At 57.3% G+C, this 19,157-nt stretch carries 12 protein-coding genes; 4 read left to right on the forward strand and 8 right to left on the reverse strand.

What is annotated here, in order from left to right; all coding sequences use genetic code 11:
- Window positions 1–4: 4 nt before the first annotated feature.
- Window positions 5–259 (forward strand): hypothetical protein, encoded by a 255-nt coding sequence (locus tag OHL13_RS02710; protein WP_263408573.1) that lies wholly within the window; start codon window positions 5–7, stop codon window positions 257–259.
- Window positions 260–692: 433 nt separating this feature from the next.
- Here OHL13_RS02710 and OHL13_RS02715 read toward each other — a convergent pair whose 3' ends face one another.
- From OHL13_RS02715 to OHL13_RS02725, 3 genes are all read right to left on the reverse strand, one after another.
- Window positions 693–2,225, reverse strand: a complete 1,533-nt coding sequence (locus OHL13_RS02715) for a GGDEF domain-containing protein (protein WP_263408574.1) — start codon at window positions 2,223–2,225, stop codon at window positions 693–695.
- 742 nt (window positions 2,226–2,967) lie between these two features.
- A complete protein-coding gene (locus tag OHL13_RS02720) occupies window positions 2,968–5,004 on the reverse strand; it encodes a beta-N-acetylhexosaminidase (RefSeq protein ID WP_263408575.1) in 2,037 nt (678 codons plus the stop codon).
- 60 nt (window positions 5,005–5,064) lie between these two features.
- Window positions 5,065–6,117 carry an amidohydrolase family protein gene (locus OHL13_RS02725; protein WP_263408576.1) on the reverse strand — a complete coding sequence of 351 codons (1,053 nt, stop codon included), beginning with the start codon at window positions 6,115–6,117 and terminating at the stop codon, window positions 5,065–5,067.
- A gap of 89 nt (window positions 6,118–6,206) precedes the next feature.
- Here OHL13_RS02725 and OHL13_RS02730 point away from each other — a divergent pair, with 89 nt between their 5' ends.
- Window positions 6,207–8,156: an alpha-galactosidase gene (locus OHL13_RS02730; RefSeq protein WP_263408577.1), complete on the forward strand. Its 1,950-nt coding sequence runs from the start codon at window positions 6,207–6,209 to the stop codon at window positions 8,154–8,156.
- A gap of 31 nt (window positions 8,157–8,187) precedes the next feature.
- Complete coding sequence (locus OHL13_RS02735) at window positions 8,188–9,462, forward strand: D-tagatose-bisphosphate aldolase, class II, non-catalytic subunit (protein WP_263408578.1); 1,275 nt, start codon at window positions 8,188–8,190, stop codon at window positions 9,460–9,462.
- On the opposite strand, the gene agaR is transcribed toward OHL13_RS02735, so the two are convergent.
- Window positions 9,459–10,262, reverse strand: coding sequence for a transcriptional repressor AgaR (gene agaR / locus OHL13_RS02740; RefSeq protein WP_263408579.1), 804 nt, complete (start codon window positions 10,260–10,262; stop codon window positions 9,459–9,461). The two genes, OHL13_RS02735 and agaR, sit on opposite strands and share 4 nt — an antisense overlap.
- A 317-nt stretch (window positions 10,263–10,579) precedes the next feature.
- On the opposite strand from agaR, the gene OHL13_RS02745 reads away from it, so the two are divergent.
- Entirely contained in the window at window positions 10,580–14,083 is a 3,504-nt protein-coding gene (locus OHL13_RS02745) for a TonB-dependent receptor (protein WP_263408580.1), read from the forward strand.
- Window positions 14,084–14,212: 129 nt separating this feature from the next.
- On the opposite strand, the gene OHL13_RS02750 is transcribed toward OHL13_RS02745, so the two are convergent.
- Genes OHL13_RS02750 through OHL13_RS02765 form a run of 4 tightly spaced genes read right to left on the reverse strand, consistent with a single transcriptional unit; the run spans window position 14,213 to window position 19,014 of the window.
- Window positions 14,213–16,051 (reverse strand): glycoside hydrolase family 35 protein, encoded by a 1,839-nt coding sequence (locus OHL13_RS02750; RefSeq protein WP_263408581.1) that lies wholly within the window; start codon window positions 16,049–16,051, stop codon window positions 14,213–14,215.
- Window positions 16,002–17,021, reverse strand: coding sequence for an aldose epimerase family protein (locus tag OHL13_RS02755; protein ID WP_263408582.1), 1,020 nt, complete (start codon window positions 17,019–17,021; stop codon window positions 16,002–16,004). Before OHL13_RS02755 ends, OHL13_RS02750 begins: the two co-directional genes overlap by 50 nt.
- A gap of 5 nt (window positions 17,022–17,026) precedes the next feature.
- A complete protein-coding gene (locus tag OHL13_RS02760; protein WP_263408583.1) occupies window positions 17,027–17,965 on the reverse strand; it encodes a carbohydrate kinase family protein in 939 nt (312 codons plus the stop codon).
- Window positions 17,966–17,967: 2 nt separating this feature from the next.
- Entirely contained in the window at window positions 17,968–19,014 is a 1,047-nt protein-coding gene (locus OHL13_RS02765; RefSeq protein WP_263408584.1) for an SIS domain-containing protein, read from the reverse strand.
- Between the last annotated feature and the right edge of the window lie 143 nt (window positions 19,015–19,157).

A 19,157-nucleotide genomic window follows, 5' to 3' on the forward strand; every position in this document is an offset into this window, starting at 1 on the left:
AGTCATGCGTACATTGATTGCATTGCTAGTTGGGTCAGTTCTTGCACTGGTGGCTGTCTACTGCGCCCGCTGGATGGGCATTGGTCGAACCGTTACTGTGGCAACATTTCTGGCGCTCTGGCTCGTCGCTTGTGTCTTCGACGCACAACGTGGAATTCGCGCAGGCTACGCCGCCTCCACCGAAGCGTTGATTCACGCGTTTCTCTTCGCCGTACCGGCGGTCATCTCCGTTCTGCTCGCTCGGTCCTTGCTGCGATAGATGCTCTTTGAGGCCACTTTTCATCCCCTGACATCAGGAGATGGCGATTGTGAGTTGAAACCGGCGCGAAATCAGCAGCGAGAACTTCCGTAAGTCTCTTTGGCATCTGGAAGTCGACTGTGATCCAGTGACCTTCCTCAGCCTGGGTCGTCAACTGTTGCTTACATGCCGATGCACTCATTGAGCCCACCTCCGTGAGTGCATCGACGATTTTGTACCAACCCAGAAGCATTCCTGACGAGAAGTGCGTTTCACAGGACTAATGTCTCGATGTCGGCTCAAATCCACGCTCGCTGAGTGCATTGCCCTGTTATCAGCAGTTGAGGATCGTACGCCTCGCGGTTTGGTTGGTGAAGTCGCAAGGATGGAGAGCGCATCCATCTTTTAGCCCGCCTTTGAGGTAGAGAATGAACCTCTGGCCACTGATCTATTGTTAGGATTCGGGTTCTGCATCTCTTCTCAGGAGAAGGCTGTCGAGGGCTGTCAGGTCTGTAGTCTCGACCCTATGGCGTCCCGCCCTCTTTGCTCGATAAAGTGCTTCGTCCGCCGCCCTGATCAGGAAGCTCAGGTCGGGAACGCTGGAAGCATCGCCGATTGCTGCACCGATGCTGACCGTGACATAGCCATGCGGACTTTTCGCGTGAGCAATGGCAAGTTCCATCACACCCGATCGTAATCGCTCCGCCACTATTTGCGTCCCTTCGAAGGACGTTCCAGGCAGGATCACTGCAAACTCTTCCCCGCCATAGCGGCCGACGAAATCTCCGGTACGAGTCAGCATACCCTGAATTGTCCTGGCGACTGTAGTCAGGCAGGCATCGCCAGTCTGATGCCCGTATACATCGTTGAGGTCCTTGAAAAGGTCGATATCGATCATGAGGACGGTCAAAGTGCCACCTCTTTGAACAAGGGTGCGCCATTCTCTCCTCATCGTTTCATCGAATAAGCGTCGATTCGGGATGCCCGTAAGGCCGTCCCTTGAAGCCTGTATTTCCAGCTCATTTTGGGCCGTGAGGAGGCGGCTTTCCGTCTCCAGTAGCTTGCCATGAATGATGGCGTTGCGCAGGCCGTAGGTGACAAGTCCCAAAAGGATACATGTGCTTCCCAGATAAAAATGCGAACGAGAGATAGCGATTGCAAGCAGCGCCAGGGCAAGGCTCATGAAAACCGGACTGCCGCCGCGCGCCATATGTACAAGACGCTCCGGCGGACGGAGATTACGCACCCACGCCGGTGGCGGATTGAATGCGAGGAGCATGAACAGGACAGGCAGCACGCCCAGTGCCAGATCCCATAGAGTAGACGGCCCAAGCGCATTCCATCGATTGCGTACCGCAAGTAATGGAGTTGATGCCGCGAAATAGAAGAAGAAGACGTACGAGAAACGGCGATCGTCCACCGTATCAGAAGCGAAGAATCGTATCGCCAAGCACGTCAAAAAGAAACCATCTTGAACATCGATCAGCAGGTTCGTGGACAGGACATTTGTCCCAACTCCAGCGGGCGAAAATAACATCACGAAAAACAGATAGCCCAGAGTGAGACACAGCACCGCGTCAAGCAGCCGGACAGCTACCGCCTCTTCTTTGTTGAAATTCAAAGTGATGGCAAGAAGAATAGATATCGAAGCGAGAGCAACAAGGAAGGAAGCAGTAGAGGAGAGAACCGCGTGGTTATCAAATAGAAGGCTGCGCCACACATAGATCTGGAGTCCGATATTGTTCAGAAATCCTCCGGTGGCGACAAGCAGCCATCGGGATTTCGTGGGAAAAGGAGTCTGTTTCGCGATCCATAAGCAGAAGCCAACCTTCAGCAAGGCGAGCGCGATCACCAGAAAATTGCTCGGGTAACCGCTGGCACTGAAATGGATCACCAGAAAATGGAGAAGCACATAAAGGACGGCACCGATCCAGGTGTATCGCCACATCTTCGGCCTTGATACCGCGTTCTGGCTCACAACAATCATCGTGGCTTTCGCAAACTTGCACTGTCTTCAAAACGCTGGAGAGTCTGCGCCCTCCTTTGGATTCTTATCTTCGCGTACTGCGATTCCTTTGGCTATAAGTTTTTCCATTGACGCATCATCGCCAATGCACTCACTAATCACATCAGTACCGATTATCGTCACGAACAGCCTGTTACCTCTTCTCAAAGCACTCCTCCTGTCAGTGTCTCCGCACCCTTCGACACCCTTGCTGTCTATTCAAATAATGCCGGAGCAGCCTGAACAAAAGGTTTACCTAGGATGTGTCGCCTAGAGCTCTGCCGAACTCCAGCAGAGGTTTGCGACCGTTCTGTGAATTTGGCTAGTATTCAGCGGATTAGCCGTCATTGATCGTATCCAAATTCGCTAACGAACAGTCCAGGCAAGTGAATATTGCGATCTGCTTGATATACGAAGAGAGAAGGGGAAATAGCTCGATGGACTTAGCCTAAACTTTGTCCGAATCGAATTCATAGACCCTCAAAAAACCTTACGGAACCGAACGATGATGTTTCGTAAGTTGCTGTATTCATATGATTCTGAGCGAGTGAACTTGAGGCTTATGGTCTCAAAATCCGCCGCCCCTTGCGGTCGTGGGGGTTCGCCCCCCCCTTCCCGGAACCAAGATAAGTTATACAAAATGAATAGGTTACAAGGACCAAAGCTTCTCTGCCCGAGAGGCTTTTTCATGCTCGAAAATTGTCGGGATATACCTTTCGTTGATCTATAAGCCGGTAGCAGGTTGTGAGGTTGCTTTGAGCAGTTCGTTGAGGGGGCCCAGCGCCACAAAGTCGACGAGTTCTGTGGGGTCGGCGGAAGCTTTGAGCAGGCTTTGCTGTGCGTTGAACCATGCCGGGTCGGCGGGCTGCTTTGCTTCAATCAATGCCATTGCCTGCAGGCCAAGCGAAGCAAGCTGCATCCATTGAAGGCGTCGTTGCGCGATATTTGCCAGCTTTGGATTTGCCTGTGACTGCATACTGAGTTGCTGCGCGGCCGAGAGCCAGTGATGAAAGGTGTTTTCCAGCTCGGCTCGGTCCTTTGTGTGGCGTGCAATGTCTTCTCTTGCGGAGCTTTGCAGGTAGGCGGCTACCAGTTCGCGAAAGTGATTTCGCGAAAGAGGATCGAAGACCGTGAAGTCGATGATGTTAGTCATCGGAGTTGTGGCAGAGGTGTGCTGCTCTTTGTAGCGTTCGTGGAAGTCGACCGGCTGAACGACCGAGGCAAAAATCTGCAGCGCGTCGGTATCGCCGCCGCTGATCTGACGCATGCCGCGAGTGGGATTGGAGAGATGTGTGACCCCAAGATCATCCAGGCGAAGGGAGATGACCGCGAGGCGGCGGTACATATCCTGCGTATCGTGGACCGAAGCAGGGGACCATAGCCGTTCCGCAACAGCAGCGGTACGTGGCCAGATACGGGAGTCCACTGTTCGGAAATCTACCTGCTCACCCCACATGCAGGCCTCGCCGCCAAGAATCAGCTTCTTCTGCGCCGGTGTCAGGCCGTTGCCGGATGGAACCGGATCGACGGCATACATTTCTTCAGCGGAGTAATGGTGGTCCAGGTAGAAGGGCTTCGAGAGGATGCCTTTGTGGCCGCGGCGAGCACCGTCGATCAGAAACTCAATGCCATGCCAGTTCTGGACGACGACCTCGGAGGAAAGGTCGGGTTGCAGAATTTCGTCCCAGCCGACCATGCGGCGATGATGCCGGGTGAGCAGCTTCTGCACACGGGAGTTGAAGTAGGTTTGTAGCTCATTGGTGCTCTTCATGTTGTGTTGTTGCATGAAGCGCTCAATTTCCGGATTGCTTCTCCAGTGCTTGCCGTTACTTTCGTCGCCGCCAATGTGGATGTACTCATCGGGGAAAAGCGAAGTCATCTCTTCAAGAAAGCTATCCAGAAAGCGGTAGGTGCTTTCGCGCGTCGGGTCCATGGCTGCGTCATAGATGCGATTGTCCTCTTCCACGCGGTATGGACCGGGAGCGCTGGCAAGCTCCGGATAACCAATCATCCAGGTTGAAGAATGTCCTGGTATGTCGAACTCAGGCACTACGCGGATACCGCGATCTGTAGCGTAGCGGACGATTGCGCGGACCTGATCCTGCGTGTAGTACTGGCCTCCGGAACCAAGCTCGTGCAGTTTGGGGAAGCGCTTACTCTCAATGCGGAAACCCTGGTCTTCCGTCAGGTGCCAATGAAGGACATTCATTTTCACGGCGGCCATTGCGTCCAGCGTTCGCAGAACGTTGTCTATGGGAAGAAAGTGACGGCCGGGGTCGAGTAGCAGCCCGCGCCATGGGAAACGCGGGGAGTCTTCGATATGAACAGCTGGGATTACGTAGCTGCTTCCTTCTCCCTGGATCAGTTGAAGCAGTGTCTCCATCCCGTGCATGGCGCCGAAGTCTGTCTGGGCGTGCAGAGTTGCGGTGCCGTTTTGAATGTTGAGGGTATAGCTCTCGTCCACACCATCCATGGGGCGCTGCTGTGAATGGTCGACGACGTCAATCTGGATGGAGGCATGGCTGTCATCGACCAGTGCCGTGGTAAGTGGGAGCGCCGTGTGCTGCTCCAGCTTGGTTACCATGCGCTGTGCCGCCTGCCGAAGCAGGGGATCGTTCGCCCCCTTGAGGGTGATCTTCAGTTGCGGCGTGATGGCCAGGTCTCCGGTGGCTGGTTGCAGCGCGACCGGTTGCGGCATCAGCGTATTGATGAACGGAGTCTGTGCAAATCCGGTTGTGCCCAGCAAGAGACTGGCAGCCAAGGCAGAAAAATTGCGAGAACAGGCAGAGATTGTCACCGTGCAACTCCTGAGTGGAATGAGTTAGGCCAGTTTGGGAATCAGTTTCAGGGCGTTATCGCGGTAGACCTTCTTCAGCACATCCTCTGGCAGATAAAGTCCGTAGATATTCCAGCGGCCCTGCCGTGAAGCGTGCGAAGGGTATTCGAAGTACTCATCCTCAGTCTCCAGGAAGCGGTAGTAAAGCCGGTACATTTCGACCTCCGGGAGCAGGTCGGTGCCAAACAGGATGCGGTCAGCGTATTTCAGGAAGAACCTGCGAGCTGCGTATGGCTGGCGGCCAAGCTCGGGCGTACGGGCGCTGATGTCGATCATCAGGTTCGGTAGAGCATCCATCTGCTCGGAAAGATAGGCCAGGTCTTCTCCGCACTCGGCACAGTGCGCGCCCACAAACGTGAGCTTCGGATGCCGTGCAATGACGCGATTTCGCTGTTCAATCAACTCGCGCTTGCTGACGGCAGAGCTGCTGAAACCCCAATCCGGGTGGGCAGCCAGTTCTTCGTAGCGTTCGTTTTGAGGATCAATGGGCTGGAAGAATGCGCTGGGGTCGGCCGTGTGGAACATGACGGGAAGGCTGAGCCGTTCGCACTCTTCAAAGATCGGGATAAAGCGCTCGTCATCAATCTTCAGCAGAGAGCCATCCTTGCCGCGCAGAACCAGGCCAAGATCTTTCCAGAACTTGATCGCGGTGGCTCCGTGCTCTACCAGGCGATGCAGGCGGTTGATCGTTACCTGCACGAAGTCATCGCGGTCGACGCCTTGCCAGTCCATCCAGCCAATGCTGGAAAAACGGTCGGGCGCGGCCTGGTGAAAGCGGTCCAAAATGGCAATAGCCTTATCGCCGACCTGCATGGTGATGTTGACCAGGTGCTCGACGCCGCAGGCATCCATGATGCGCAGGACCTCAGTGGGGTCGGTCGAATCCAGATGGTTGTGATAGTCGATGACCGGGAACTTCGGCTTTTCCGGAAGATGGACCGGCGTCACGAGGGAGGATTTCGGCTGGAACTCTCCCAGGGGGAGATCGACCCTCGCCACTGCACTTACCATGTCCACAAACTTATCGCTGCCTGCCATTCATCCTCCGGATCGTGATATATAGGAATATCGTTTCCTTTCGTTTTATTTCGAAAGCGGCGATTTGTCTACTTCACGGGGTAATCCTCATGCTACGACTTCGGGCGGCGGCCACCAGTCTTGTTCTGGCGAGTGCGGTGTATTCAGCGGCAGGTGCGGCACAGAGCTTCGGCAACCGGGCATTGCAGGCAGATGTTCGCACCGGCGACGGACATCTGTCGATTAGCGAAGTGAAGGATCTTCGCTCTGGCAAGATGCTGAAACCGGGGGAGGTCTTCGTTCTGGTGTTTACGGACGGCCGCCAGCTTGTAGCCTCTTCCATGCACCTGGAACACGCCCCGGTGCGTTCGCCATTGCTAGCTGAGTCGGGAGTATCGCGCGCGGCGGCCCACGTTGCCGGGAGCCAGCTTTGCGCTGATCTAAGCGATACGGCAAGTGGCGCGAGCGCGCACTGGTGCCTGGTCGCGCGCGGCGAAGGGGCGTATCTGCGGCAGGAAGTGACTATCGCTGCCGGCAAGCAGGACCTGCCGCTGGCTGAGGTGCAGATGTTCCGCTTCCATGACGAGGGCGCGAAAGTCTCCGGTACGGTTGCGGGATCGCCTATCGTGCATGAACCGTTCTACCTGGGCTTCGAGCATCCGTTGTCGTACAGCACTGCTGACAAGGGCGAGGTGACGGCCGGATTGAAGCGTACCCTTCCGCTCCGCGCCGGGCAGTCGATTACCTACTCATCCGTGATCGGCACGGCGCGGCCAGGGCAGTTGCGGCGCGATTTTCTTGCCTATGTTGAGCTGGAGCGTGCGCATCCGTACCGTACCTTCCTGCACTACAACACCTGGTACGATCTTGGCTTTGGCGAGCGCTTTGGTGCGGAAGGCGTGCTGAACCGCATGCACAGCTTCGGCGAAGAACTGGTGCGCAAGCGCGGCGTGACCATGGATTCCTTTCTGATGGACGATGGTTGGGACAACACCAGTTCGCTGTGGAAATTCGACAGCGGCTTCCCGGATGGCTTTACGCCGCTGCGTTCCACTGCTGCCAGCTACGGTTTCGGCATCGGCGTGTGGTTGTCGCCGTGGGGGGGCTACAGCACGGAGAAGAAGCAGCGTATTGCCTATGGAGAAAGCCAGAAGTACGAGATTGTGAACAACGGCTACGCGCTCTCCGGGCCGAAGTACTACAGCGAATTTGAGTCTGCCTGCCTGAACTTCATCAACCGCTATGGTGTGAATCAGTTCAAGTTCGACGGCACCGGCAACGCCGGGCAGGTTTTTCCAGGCAGCATCTTTGATAGTGATTTCTCCGCTGCGATCCACCTGATCGAGAGGCTTCGCCAGCAGGAGAATGGCCTGTTTGTGAACCTGACCACCGGCACCAAGCCGTCGCCGTTCTGGCTGCGCTATGCGGACTCCATCTGGCGTTCCGGCTCCGACCATAACTTCGATGGTGAGGGAAGCTGGCGGCAGAAGTGGATCACCTATCGCGATGAGCAGACCTATCGCAATATCGTGCAGCAGGGCCCGCTCTTCCCGTTGAACTCGCTGATGCTGCATGGGCTGATCTACGCGGAGAAGGCGAAGCATCTTGGCGATGACCCCGGCAATGACTTTACCGACGAGGTTCGTTCGTACTTCGGTAGCGGCACACAGTTGCAGGAGATGTACATCACGCCGTCGTTGCTCAACGCAGGTAATTGGGATGTGCTTGCCGAGAGTGCGCGCTGGAGCCGTGCGAACGCGTCGATCCTGCGCGATACGCACTGGGTGGGTGGCGACCCTGGCAAGGGTGAAATGTATGGCTGGGCTTCCTGGAGCAACAACCGAGGCATTCTTGTGCTGCGCAACCCGTCGCCCAAGGAACAAAGCCTTGAGATCGATGTGAAGGCGGTGTTCGAGCTGCCTGCAGGCGCGCGGCAGAACTACCGCATGCGCAGCCCGTGGAAGTCGGATGCCGGTAAGTCTGAGATTGCGTTGAACGCCGGTCAGTCGCATCGTTTCGTATTGCAACCCTTCCAGGTCATGACGCTGGAAAGCCGCTAAAAAAACGCAGTCACACTGAAAGGAAGAAAGAATGTCTCGGCAGTTGCAGGAGTTGGTGGCATCGCGCAAACAGGCGGGTGCGATGCGTGGGATTTACTCTGTCTGCAGCGCGCACCCCTGGGTGCTTCGCGCTGCGGTGCGGCAGGCAAAGCAGGATGCGATGCCGCTGTTGATTGAAGCGACTTCAAATCAAGTGAACCAGCAGGGCGGCTATACGGGCATGCAGCCGAAAGACTTTCGCGTGCTGGTAGAAGACATTGCCGCGGAGGAAGGTTTCCCTTCCGACCAGTTGATCCTTGGTGGCGATCACCTTGGTCCGAATCCATGGCAGAGCCTTCCAGTCGCGGAGGCCATGCCGTTGGCCCTGGAAATGATGCGGAGCTACGCCGCCGCCGGCTTTACGAAGCTGCATCTGGATGCCAGCATGACGTGTGCGGACGATACGGCTCCGCTGAGCGACGAGACGATTGCCGAACGTGCCGCGCAGCTTTGCGCCGCTGCAGAGGCGGCAGCAACGGGCGAGCGGCCGGTATACATCATCGGTACCGAGGTTCCTGTTCCCGGTGGAGCGACTGAGAGTCTCTCCCATCTTGAAGTTACGGCAAAGGCCGCGGCAGAGAAGACACTGCATGTCCATCGCGAGATTTTTTATAAACACGGTCTGGGGGGAGTGTGGCCGCGTGTGCTGGGCATGGTGGTGCAGCCAGGTGTCGAGTTCAACCACGACAGCGTGGTGGATTACATCCCCGAGAGGGCTCGCAGCCTGGTGAGCCTGCTGGAACAGCATCCGGGGCTGGTCTTTGAAGCTCACTCGACGGATTACCAGAATCCCCAGGGCTTCGAAGATCTGGTTCGAGATGGCTTCGCCATTCTGAAGGTGGGCCCCGCCCTGACCTTCGCTATGCGAGAAGCACTGTTCAGTCTGGAGACCATTGAACGCGAGCTTGTGGAGGAGCCCAAACGCTCCAATCTGGCAGGAACCCTGGAATCCGTCATGGTGCGCGAACCGGCGAACTGGGCAAGGCACTATCACGGAGACCCCGCGGAACAGCGCCGTCTGCGCCGCTATAGCTACAGTGACCGCATGCGCTACTACTGGCACTTTGCGGAAGCGCAGGCAGCCGTTACGACCCTGATGGGTAACCTGCGCCAGACAGCTGTACCTGAAACCCTGGTCAGCGCCTGGATGCCGGAAGAACACCATGCCGTGCGTGCCGGCGCCATTGCCCCAGACCCCCTGGAGATGGTGTTGCACCGCATCCGCACGGCTCTGCGGCCCTATGCAAAGGCCTGTCTTCCGGTCTAGGCCTGAAGAATCTCAATGCCTGCCGCCTGCAGGACTTCAGCGTCCGCGGGCTGCAGGTTGTTGTCTGTCACCACAACATGAATGGCCGTGGGCGGAACAATCAGTGCAAGGCTGCGGCGGCTGAACTTGGTGGAGTCGCATACCGCAACCACGCGGCGCGCGGCTTTAACCATGGAGCGATTGACGCGGGACTCCAGCACATTTGGCGTAGTGATGCCGTAAGCAGGATCGAAGCCGTCCACGCCCAGGAAAAGAATGTCGGCGTGGATTTCGCTGAGCATCTCCTCCGCCAAAGGACCTACGAGCGAGAAGGAGTTCTTGCGCAATGTGCCGCCGGTCAGAATCACCTCGAAGTTGGTGTTGGCCAGCTCCGCAGCAATGTTGACGGCGTTGGTGACCACCGTAAGGTTACGAAAGCTGCGCAGAGCACGCGCGATGGCGGTGGTCGTCGTGCCGGAATCAAGCAGGACGCACTGTCCCTCGTGCACCAGCTTTACAGCCGCATCGGCGATTCGCTGCTTCTCCTGCGACTGGTGCTGTTCCTTCTCCTTGAGCGAAAGATCGACCAGTGATCCGCTGGAGGGAGCCAGCGCTCCTCCATGGGTACGCTGCACCAGGCCGCGCGACTCAAGGTTGTCGAGGTCTTTGCGGATGGTGATGCGCGAGATGCCAAGCGCCTCAGAGAGCTCCGATACAACAACGCGTCCCTCCTGCTGGACACGTGCCAGAACGTGCTGGCGGCGCTCCTCAATCAGCATCGGATTCGCATCTTTCGGGTGTTTCGTATTCTTCTTTTTCATGATGTTAGCTGTTCCCATCGTACATGTACCTGCAAGTGCTATGGAACATCAGAACCAGCCACTGGTGCGTGATCGCACGGAAGACAGCGTATATTCGAAAGGTTTCGCATGCCTTCCTCGAATTTTCTTCTTGTTCTAACAATTGATTTCGTTTACTTTCTTTTCATTCGTTCTTCTTTCCGTGTCTTTGTCGCGCCCCCAGGTCGTTTGAGCGTGCCGGACCTTCGGCAGGGAGCGGAAGAGAAGGGAATCTTTCGGAGGAAGTCATGGTGCGCAGGAAAGTTCGACGGTCATGTCGGTCCGTATGCCTCATAGTGATGGGGATCGTGGGTCTGCTGTTGCCAACAGCGGTGTGGGGACAGGCCGACCAGGGCGCGATTACCGGTGTGGTGCAGGACACATCGGGAGCAACAATCGCAAAGGCACAGGTAATCCTGACCAACCTTGACACGGGGCTGACGCTCACCACTGCGACCAGCGACAGCGGTGTCTATCTGTTTTCGCCCATCAAGATTGGCAACTACTCCGTTACCGTAAAGTCGGAAGGTTTTGCGACCACCACCCAGCCGAAGGCGCATGTGGACGTGCAGCAGCGGCTGAATGTGGACATGGTGCTGAAGGCCGGCTCCACCGAGAGCACGGTGACCGTGACCACGGCTCCTCCTCTGTTGCAGACGGAAGAGAGCTCTACCGGTCAGGTTATCGGGACGCGTGAGATCAATGCGACTCCTCTGAACGGACGCAACTGGGTCTACATCGCGCAACTTAGCGCGGGTGTTACACCTTCGGTCGGAGCGCGCGGTACAGGCAAGGGCGACTTTGCCGCGAATGGTATGAGCGCCGAGCAGAATAACTTCCTGTTGGATGGTGTCGACAACAACACGGCCGTGGTGGACTATCTGAATGGTTCATCCTACGTGGTGCGTCCTCCACCGGATGCCTTGGCCGAGTTCAAGATTCAGACGGGCAACTATTCGGCGGAGTTCGGTCACTCCGCGGGTGCCGTCGTCAATGCCAGTCTGAAGTCAGGCTCCAACGCTATCCACGGATCGTTGTGGGAGTATGTGCGCAATGACAAGTTCAACGCGCGGAACTACTTTGACTCCGCTATTCCCGAATATCGCGAGAACCAGTTTGGCGCGACGCTGGGGCTTCCGATCCTGAAGGACAAGCTATTCTTCTTTGGAGACGTAGAAGCGAACCGCATTGTGCAGGCAAGTACCAGCTATTACAGCGTGCCAACCGCGAAGATGCGTACAGGCGATTTTACGGAGCTGTTGAACACTTCTTTGACCGGGCAGTCGACGCCGATCTATCTCTACCAGCTCTCAAGCGCCGGCGGAAAGACTGCGACCGGAACAACGCCGATCAACGGCCCAGCCAATCCTTATATCCAGAGCTGCGGCGGTACGGTAAACGTGCTGTGTGCTTCGCAGATCAATACAGTGGCACAGCGCATTCTCAACCTGTATCCTTCGCCGAACTATGGCGTGGCCGGGAAGACGTATACCAACTATCGTGCTGTTCCGAAGACGACGGACAACACCTGGCAGTGGGACAGCCGTGTGGACTGGAATGCAACGGCACATGACCAGGCCTTTGTTCGCTTCAGCTATCTGAACCAGGCCAGTTTCCAGCCTCCGCCGCTGGGCACCGTGATTGATGGCGGTGGCTATACGGCCGATGGCAATGGCCGCAACCTGGGCGAGAACTTTGCCCTGAGCGAGACACACGTCTTTACCGATAAGCTGATCAACGAGTTTCGTTTCGGCTACAACTATGGCCACTTCTTCTACACCGGCTCGTCGTCTTTCTCTGATGTATCGTCGCAGCTTGGTCTGGGCGGCATTCCGTACAGTGGCGGCTTCGGTGGTATTCCTCGCATCACAACAACGGCCTTCACAACGGCAGGCCAGCCTGCATACTACCCAAGTCAGGAATATCAGAACTCGTACCAGATTCTGGACAACCTGACGCGGCAGGTCGGCAGCCACTCGCTGAAGGTCGGCTATAGCTTCCAGCGTGTCCGCTTCGATGCACTGCAGCCGCCGTATGCGCGTGGTGCGTATACCTACAGCGGTCAGTACACCGGTATTCCGGGTGTGAATAACACGGGCTACGGACCTGCGGACTTTTTGCAGGATGCGCAGTACAGCTCGCGTATCTCGAACATCCTTAATACAGATGACCTTCGCTGGTCGCATTCGGCCTACTTTCAGGATGACTGGAAGGCGACTCCGCGGCTTACGCTCAACCTGGGTTTCCGCTACGACTATCAGTCGCCGGTATTAGAGCGGCATGACAACCAGGCATACCTGATTCCGTCGACCTACAGCGCGGCCGGTGCAGGCACTGGTGTCTTCATCATGCCGGCCAGCAAGCAGAACACTGTGATTCCCCCCGGTTTCCTTACCTCGCTGGCCGCCAGCAATCTTACGCTGGTGTACAGCAACAACCGTTACCTGGTGCCTCCGCGGAAAGCGAACTTTGCTCCGCGTGTAGGACTTGCGTACAAGCTGGACAACCGTACCGTCGTTCGCGCCGGCTATGGCTTGTTCTATGGCGGCTTTCAGGCAATTGGTCTGGGGAACAACGGATCACAAAACTATCCGTTCAACTTTACGGCCAACTATGGCAGCAACAGCGTGTGCTACTACGGCAACTGCGCGACGGATGGTTTCACACTGGCCAACGGTTTTAGCTCGCAGATCGCGGCGGGTCTGTTGAACTCTGCCGGTACATCGCTGCTGACGCCGGTCGGTTCCGATGCCAACCCGAAGACTCCGTACAGCCAGGAGTACAACCTGACCGTGGAGCGTTCGTTCAGCAGCACGATGAGCGCGGCGTTGTCCTATGTCGGCACGACCGGACGCCATCTCCCGACGGCATTCAATGCAAACTCCGCGGCGGCACTGGTGCCTTCCACCGCAACGGCACAGAGTCAGCGCCCGTTTTCAACCTTCTCCGGCATGAACTATGTTTCCAACCGGGCCATGTCAAACTACAACTCGCTGCAGGCAAAACTGGACAAGCGCTATGCCAATGGCCTGAGCTTCCTTGCCAGCTATACCTATGCGCACACTCTGGATAATCAGATCCTGGTTCTACAGAGCAATAACGCCAGCTACTACCGCAACCCGCTGCTGATTCCCATCAGCGAAGAGTATGCCAACTCTCCGCTGGATGTGCGGCATCGTTTCACCTTCAATGGCAACTATGAGCTGCCGTTCGGTGCGCATCGCCGCTTTCTCAACCGCCAGGGAGTGTTGAATGCCGTGGTGGGCGACTGGTCCAGCAGTCTTACCTTCCAGGCGCAGACGGGTAACCCCATCAGCATTACGCCGAACATCTCAACGGCCGTCGGCCTCAATGCCGCGGGCGCTATTCGTCTGAGCGATCCGTTTGCGGCGGGCGGAAGCGCTCCCACGTCAAACGCAACCACCTGTGCCACGCAGACCCGCACGGTGCAGCACTGGTTCAACCCTTGCGCCTTCGGAAGCCCGCTGCCTGGCAGCTCGCTGACGGCGGCAACCTCCAGCCACGACACCGTTCTGCAGTACGCAGGCGGACGCCGCAGCCAGACCTTTGGCCCAGGTTTCGAACGCATCAATGCTTCCTTCTTCAAGAGCTTCAATCTGTGGAAGGAGAACCCGCTGCAGTTCCGTGCCGATGTGTTCAACCTGTTGAACACACCGGCTTACGGCACTCCAAGCATCCTGACCAACGGGCCTGCCGGAGGTCAGATCACGAGCACTCGTTCCCTGCAGGCGTACTCGCCGGACGCAAGATTCTTTCAGTTCTCGGCGAAGTACACCTTCTAGAGGAATTGAGTCGAAGATCCCTCTCACCCTGCCGCGATCCATCGCGGCAGGGTTTCTTTTTGTCCGGATAAAAGAAGGAGGAGGCGAATGAATCCGCTTCCTTCTTTGCTGAAGCATCGATTGTTCTGTCTATTTGTCTGCCGTCTCGCCCAGCGTGGGAACATCACTGCCGCGCAGTTCAGGTTTGCCGGAAGGATCGAGATCAAAGACAACCACTTCATTCTCTCCTTTACGCAGCCACACCCCGGGCAGGTACAAAGCCTTCTGCGGTCCGATAGACCAGATGCGGCCCAGCGGATGTCCATTGACCCAGACGAAGCCTTTGTGGGAGTTGCTGACATCCAGGAAGGTGTCTGCGGAGGATGTCGTGCGGAAGTTGCCGCGGAAGAAGCAAGGTCCATCGCAGCTCTTTGAGTTTTTCAAGAAGAGCGTACTGTTGTCCTGCATGGGCAGGGAATAGATTGACCAGTCGTGCAGTTCGGTGTCGCCGAGTTGCACGCTGCCAAGAATCCCCTTGCGCTCACCACGCATGGCTGTGGTGAAGTTCACGCGGCCTGTGTTCTCTACCAGGAGATCAAGCTGCGTGCCCTTCTTGAGCGTAGCGGAGAGCCGGTCCTGATTCAGCCGGCGGTCGAGTGTGCCCAGCAGCTTGCCATCTGCGTAGATGCTGGCATAATCGTGCAGCCCGTTCAGTACAAGGTCGGCAGTCGTATCTATCGGAACGGTGGTGCGGTAAAGAATGTAGCCATAGGCCTGGTCCAGGTCTTCCATGCTGAGCAGTGTGCCGGAGTGCACAGGCGCCGGCAGATGCTGCCATAACGATGCACTCTGCGAGAGCGTGAAAGCAGGCAGCGCCTGCGTCTTTGGCGCATCGGGAACAGAGGGTGGTGTCACTCCCGTTGCTTTGGAAATAACATCGCGAAGCTGAAAGAATTTCTGAGTTGGATGTCCACTCTCATCCAGCGGAGCGTCGTAGTCATAGCTGGTGACGTCCGGTTCGTACTTCCCCTTGGTGAAGTTGGCGCCGTTCATCCAGCCAAAGCTGGTGCCTCCGTGAAACATGTACAGACTGATGGAGTAGCCCTGCCTCAGGATCCATTGAACATCAGCAACCTGCCTGCCTGCGTTGTCGGTGTGATGTTTGTCGCCCCAGTGATCGAACCATCCAGCCCAGTACTCTCCCGTCATAAATGGGCCGTTGGGACGTAACTTACGCAGCAGATCGAAACCGTTTTGTGCTCCGCCAAGACCAAAATTGATGACAGCAGGAAGCTCGGGCAGTGATCCATTAGGAACCTGCTCCGGCCCATCGGCTGTATAGAGCAGCGCCTTGGTGAAGCCGCTCTCCTGCACCAGGTGGTGGATCTGTTCCATGTAGGCATGGTCGTCACTAAACGATCCGTATTCGTTTTCAACCTGCACTGCAATGATGGGGCCGCCGTTTCCAACCTGCAGCGGTGCGAGTTCTTTGCCGAGGCGATGCATCCAGCGCGTCACCGGTTCCATAAACTTTGGATCACTGCTGCGTACAACCGTGTCCTTCTGCTTGAGCAGCCATGCAGGATAGCCGCCGAACTCCCACTCGGCGCAGATGTAGGGGCCGGGTCGAAGGATGACATTCAAGCCCTCTTGTTGTGCCTCGCGGATAAACTCAGCCACATCGTTCTGGCCGCTGAAGTCATACACTCCGGGCCTTGGCTCATGCAGGTTCCAGAAGACATAGGTCGTGATCGTATTCAGTCCCATGGCGCGCGCCATGCGTAACCGCTGCCGCCAGTAGGCACGGGGAACCCGCGCATAGTGAATCTCGCCAGAAAGAATGCGGTATGGCTGGCCATCTTTCGCGAAGTGACCATCCTGCACGGTAAAGCTATGGGGAGCAGCTGCCCATGCCGTGCTCCAGGAAGGCGGAACGACGCTAAGGGCGATCGCCGCAACGAGCATGCGGGACCGGGACAGTTTCAACATTCTGTGTCTCCTTCGGATGTTGGCAGTGCGACACGAACGCATCGAAGTCCATGGCGCCTGGCGTTGCTTCAAAAGTGATTGTCCAGCCGCGGGTCGCTCCCGGTGTCAGCACAGGGGCAACCTGATGCTGCTGCGCCTCCAGCAGGGAGCCATGCGGGGCGAAGGTCGGCTCCGGCGCAACGGCATATTGCAATGGGCCACTCTGATTATCGGGCCATCCTCCGTAGCAAAGCCATAGCCCAAGGTATGGGAGCTCATCCGGATGGAAGCGTAGAACAATGCCGCACCGGGATTGAGCACGATACAACCCGCACCAGCCCTCCTGCATGCGGCCGGAGTACAGCATCTCCGCGATGCCGCTGTGCTCCGGTTGCACCATGCTGAGATCCATGCCCGCATGGTGCGGCCACGTCACCATGGTGTGGTCAGCACCCAAGCGTTGATTGCGAGAGGAGTACAGATGCAGCGATGTCGTCGAAGAGGGAAGCACAATGCGGTCTCCCGCGTCGACCTCGAGTAAGGGATGGCAGGCATACAGGAAGGACACAGGAGCTTTCCCCGTGTTGAGGACGGTGTAACGAACGGAGAGAGCATGCCGGTGCAGAGTGAACTTTTTGCGAAACCAGAGCGGCCGGCTGAATCCATGCGCGTGGATTGCTGCTTGATGTGAGGTGGCACCTTCCTCGAGCTGCCACGGCATCTGCCAGAAGTCTCCATGGTCCGGCACCTCGCCGCCTTCGGTCAAAGCGCTGCTCGGAGCTACGCTAGGAAGACATTCTTCAATGCCTGCGGCGGACCCATCGCGGAACCTGGCATTCATTGCGGCAGTCCATTGCGTGCGCGGCTGCCTGGCCTGCATCAGGAACTCCGTGCCCGATGCAGGTGAGCGGAGTGACTGCACGCGGCCACCTTCGCTGGGCAGAATCACTGCCTGTAAAAGGCCATTGTCCAGCACGCAGCGCTCATTCATGGGTGTTACTCGGCGGGCATGTGCTGCGCAAGAAAGTGTGTACGCAAGTCTGCATCCCGGAAGGCTTCCGTGCCCCCCGGACGCTGTGTCGAGAGCGCCGCAGATGCGTTCCCCATGGCCGCGCATACTGCAAGTGGCTTGTGGGCAAGATATCCCTTCAGGAAGCCGGCATTGAAGCTGTCCCCCGCGCCAATAGTGTCGACCGGTGTCGCGGCAACCGCGGGAACCTTCCACTGCTGTTCCCCTCTGCGGACGATAGAGCCGGCCTTCCCGTGCTTAACCGCAACAACGGGAACACGCTGTGCCAGCTGGTGAATGGCTTCCTCCAGATCATCGCAGCCGGTCATTCTGCGCGCTTCATCATCGTTTGGCAGCAGCAGGTCGATGGTGTCCAGCATGCGATCCAGGATGCCGCCCCAGCGATTCTCAGGATCATCGTTCGTATCAAGGGATACCGTGGTCCCTGTAGCCCGCAGCTCACGGCAAAGCTCCGGAAGCCCCTCGTGCAATCCCTTTTGTAAAAACAGTGAGGAGATGTGCAGGTGCTTCGTCCGCGCAAGATAGCTGCGGTCCACCTCGGCGACGGTAAGGTCGGCCATGACGCCGGGATACGTAAGAATATGGCGTGTGGCGCCGTGATGCAGCAGGATTGTGACGCCTGTTTTGGAAGACGCATCGACAACACTGGCAGGGAAGTGAACGCCGGCTTCCCGCAGCCGGTCCAGGGCAATGGCTCCAAGAGGATCGCCGCCAACCCTGGTGAGAAAGCCGACATCGCAGCCAAGCACCGCAAGGTTATGGGCCAGGATCGAGGAAGATCCACCGAGAGTCATACGGAAGTCGCTCGCAAGCACTTCGCGCTCCACCGGCAGATCTTCCTCAAGCCCATAGAGGATCAGGTCGAGATTCGTCTCACCCAGAACGACAAGATCAAAAGCGGCCATCTTCAGATCGTAACGACGCGGCTCAGGTTGCGTGGATTGTCCGGGTTCAGGCCCTTCTCAAGGCCGCGATAGCTGCCCAGCAGTTGACCCCACACCACGTAGACGATCAAGCGTGCCAGTTCCGGGACGGGAAGATCCAGTTCAATCAGCAGGTCGGCTGACTTGCGCAGTTCGGCCGTCGCCAGGTTGGTAATGGCAAGCGTGCGGCTGCCAAGCTCCTTCATTTCTTTCAGAACCGCAGCTTCCGCTTCGAAGGCAGACTCAGAGAGCAGCGAACCAACGACTGTCTCCGGGCCAACCACTGACTTGGGGCCATGCCGGAACTCAAGCGCATGGAAGAACTGCGCGTAGCTGGAAGAGGACTCCATGACCTTTAGAGCGGTCTCCTGCGCAATGGCATAGAGCGCGCCCTGTCCAAGGAAAGCAAAGTCTTCCACCGGCTGCCTGGCAAAGGATTCAACCTGCGGACCGTAGGTCTTCAGCAGACGCTCCAGGTGGCCGGGCAGTGTGCCCAGGGCAAACAGGAACGCGTCATCTTTGGCCAGCACGGCTGCCAGATACTGCAGTCCCAGCACCATCGAAGTAAACGACGAGGTCATCACCGTGCTCTCTTCTACGACCGGCAGCTTCAAGACGCGTGGTGTCATCTCCGCCAGCTCGCGTCCGTCACAGGTAACGGCCAGAAACTCCACACCCTTGCTTTGCAGTAGTGAGGCCACCTGCAATACCTCAGAGGTGTGGCCGGAGCGCGAGATCAGCACTGGGAAATAACGGGAGGCACCCTGGGGCAGAGTAAGCGCCGGGAAGAGCAGAATCTCCGAGGCGGGAACCGCACGCGCCGGAACCCCAAGCAGAGAGGTCAGGCTGGCAGCAGCCGCCTGCGCCAGATAAAAACTGGTGCCGCAGCCGACAAAGACCCACTCTTGGCTGGTGGGAGGATGACCCGCGACCAGGGCATGCAAATCCGTGCTGGCCAGCATCTGCAGGCTGTTGCGCCAAGCCGTCGGCTGGCCATAGATCTCAGTGAGTGTTTGAATGTCGTGCTGCATGTAAAACCGAATCCTCCAGAAGGGTACGTGCCCTGCCTGCAGCCGTATAGGGCTGTCTACCAGAAGGATCATAGCACTACTAAACGAAATATTAAGCAACAAAACGCAATCTTTGGATACAGTGACAAGATGCTGGATTTCCT

The organism is Terriglobus tenax (assembly GCF_025685395.1).
Lineage (GTDB): Bacteria > Acidobacteriota > Terriglobia > Terriglobales > Acidobacteriaceae > Terriglobus > Terriglobus tenax.

Excerpts from the sequence above, each read along its gene's own strand:
- OHL13_RS02710 (WP_263408573.1), top strand. The coding sequence starts at position 5 with ATGCGTACATTGATTGCATTGCTAGTTGGGTCAGTTCTTGCACTGGTG.
- OHL13_RS02715 (WP_263408574.1), bottom strand. The coding sequence starts at position 2,225 with ATGATTGTTGTGAGCCAGAACGCGGTATCAAGGCCGAAGATGTGGCGA.
- OHL13_RS02725 (WP_263408576.1), bottom strand. The coding sequence starts at position 6,117 with ATGGCAGGCAGCGATAAGTTTGTGGACATGGTAAGTGCAGTGGCGAGG.
- OHL13_RS02730 (WP_263408577.1), top strand. The coding sequence starts at position 6,207 with ATGCTACGACTTCGGGCGGCGGCCACCAGTCTTGTTCTGGCGAGTGCG.
- OHL13_RS02735 (WP_263408578.1), top strand. The coding sequence starts at position 8,188 with ATGTCTCGGCAGTTGCAGGAGTTGGTGGCATCGCGCAAACAGGCGGGT.
- agaR (WP_263408579.1), bottom strand. The coding sequence starts at position 10,262 with ATGAAAAAGAAGAATACGAAACACCCGAAAGATGCGAATCCGATGCTG.
- OHL13_RS02745 (WP_263408580.1), top strand. The coding sequence starts at position 10,580 with ATGGGGATCGTGGGTCTGCTGTTGCCAACAGCGGTGTGGGGACAGGCC.
- OHL13_RS02750 (WP_263408581.1), bottom strand. The coding sequence starts at position 16,051 with ATGTTGAAACTGTCCCGGTCCCGCATGCTCGTTGCGGCGATCGCCCTT.
- OHL13_RS02755 (WP_263408582.1), bottom strand. The coding sequence starts at position 17,021 with ATGAATGAGCGCTGCGTGCTGGACAATGGCCTTTTACAGGCAGTGATT.
- OHL13_RS02760 (WP_263408583.1), bottom strand. The coding sequence starts at position 17,965 with ATGGCCGCTTTTGATCTTGTCGTTCTGGGTGAGACGAATCTCGACCTG.
- OHL13_RS02765 (WP_263408584.1), bottom strand. The coding sequence starts at position 19,014 with ATGCAGCACGACATTCAAACACTCACTGAGATCTATGGCCAGCCGACG.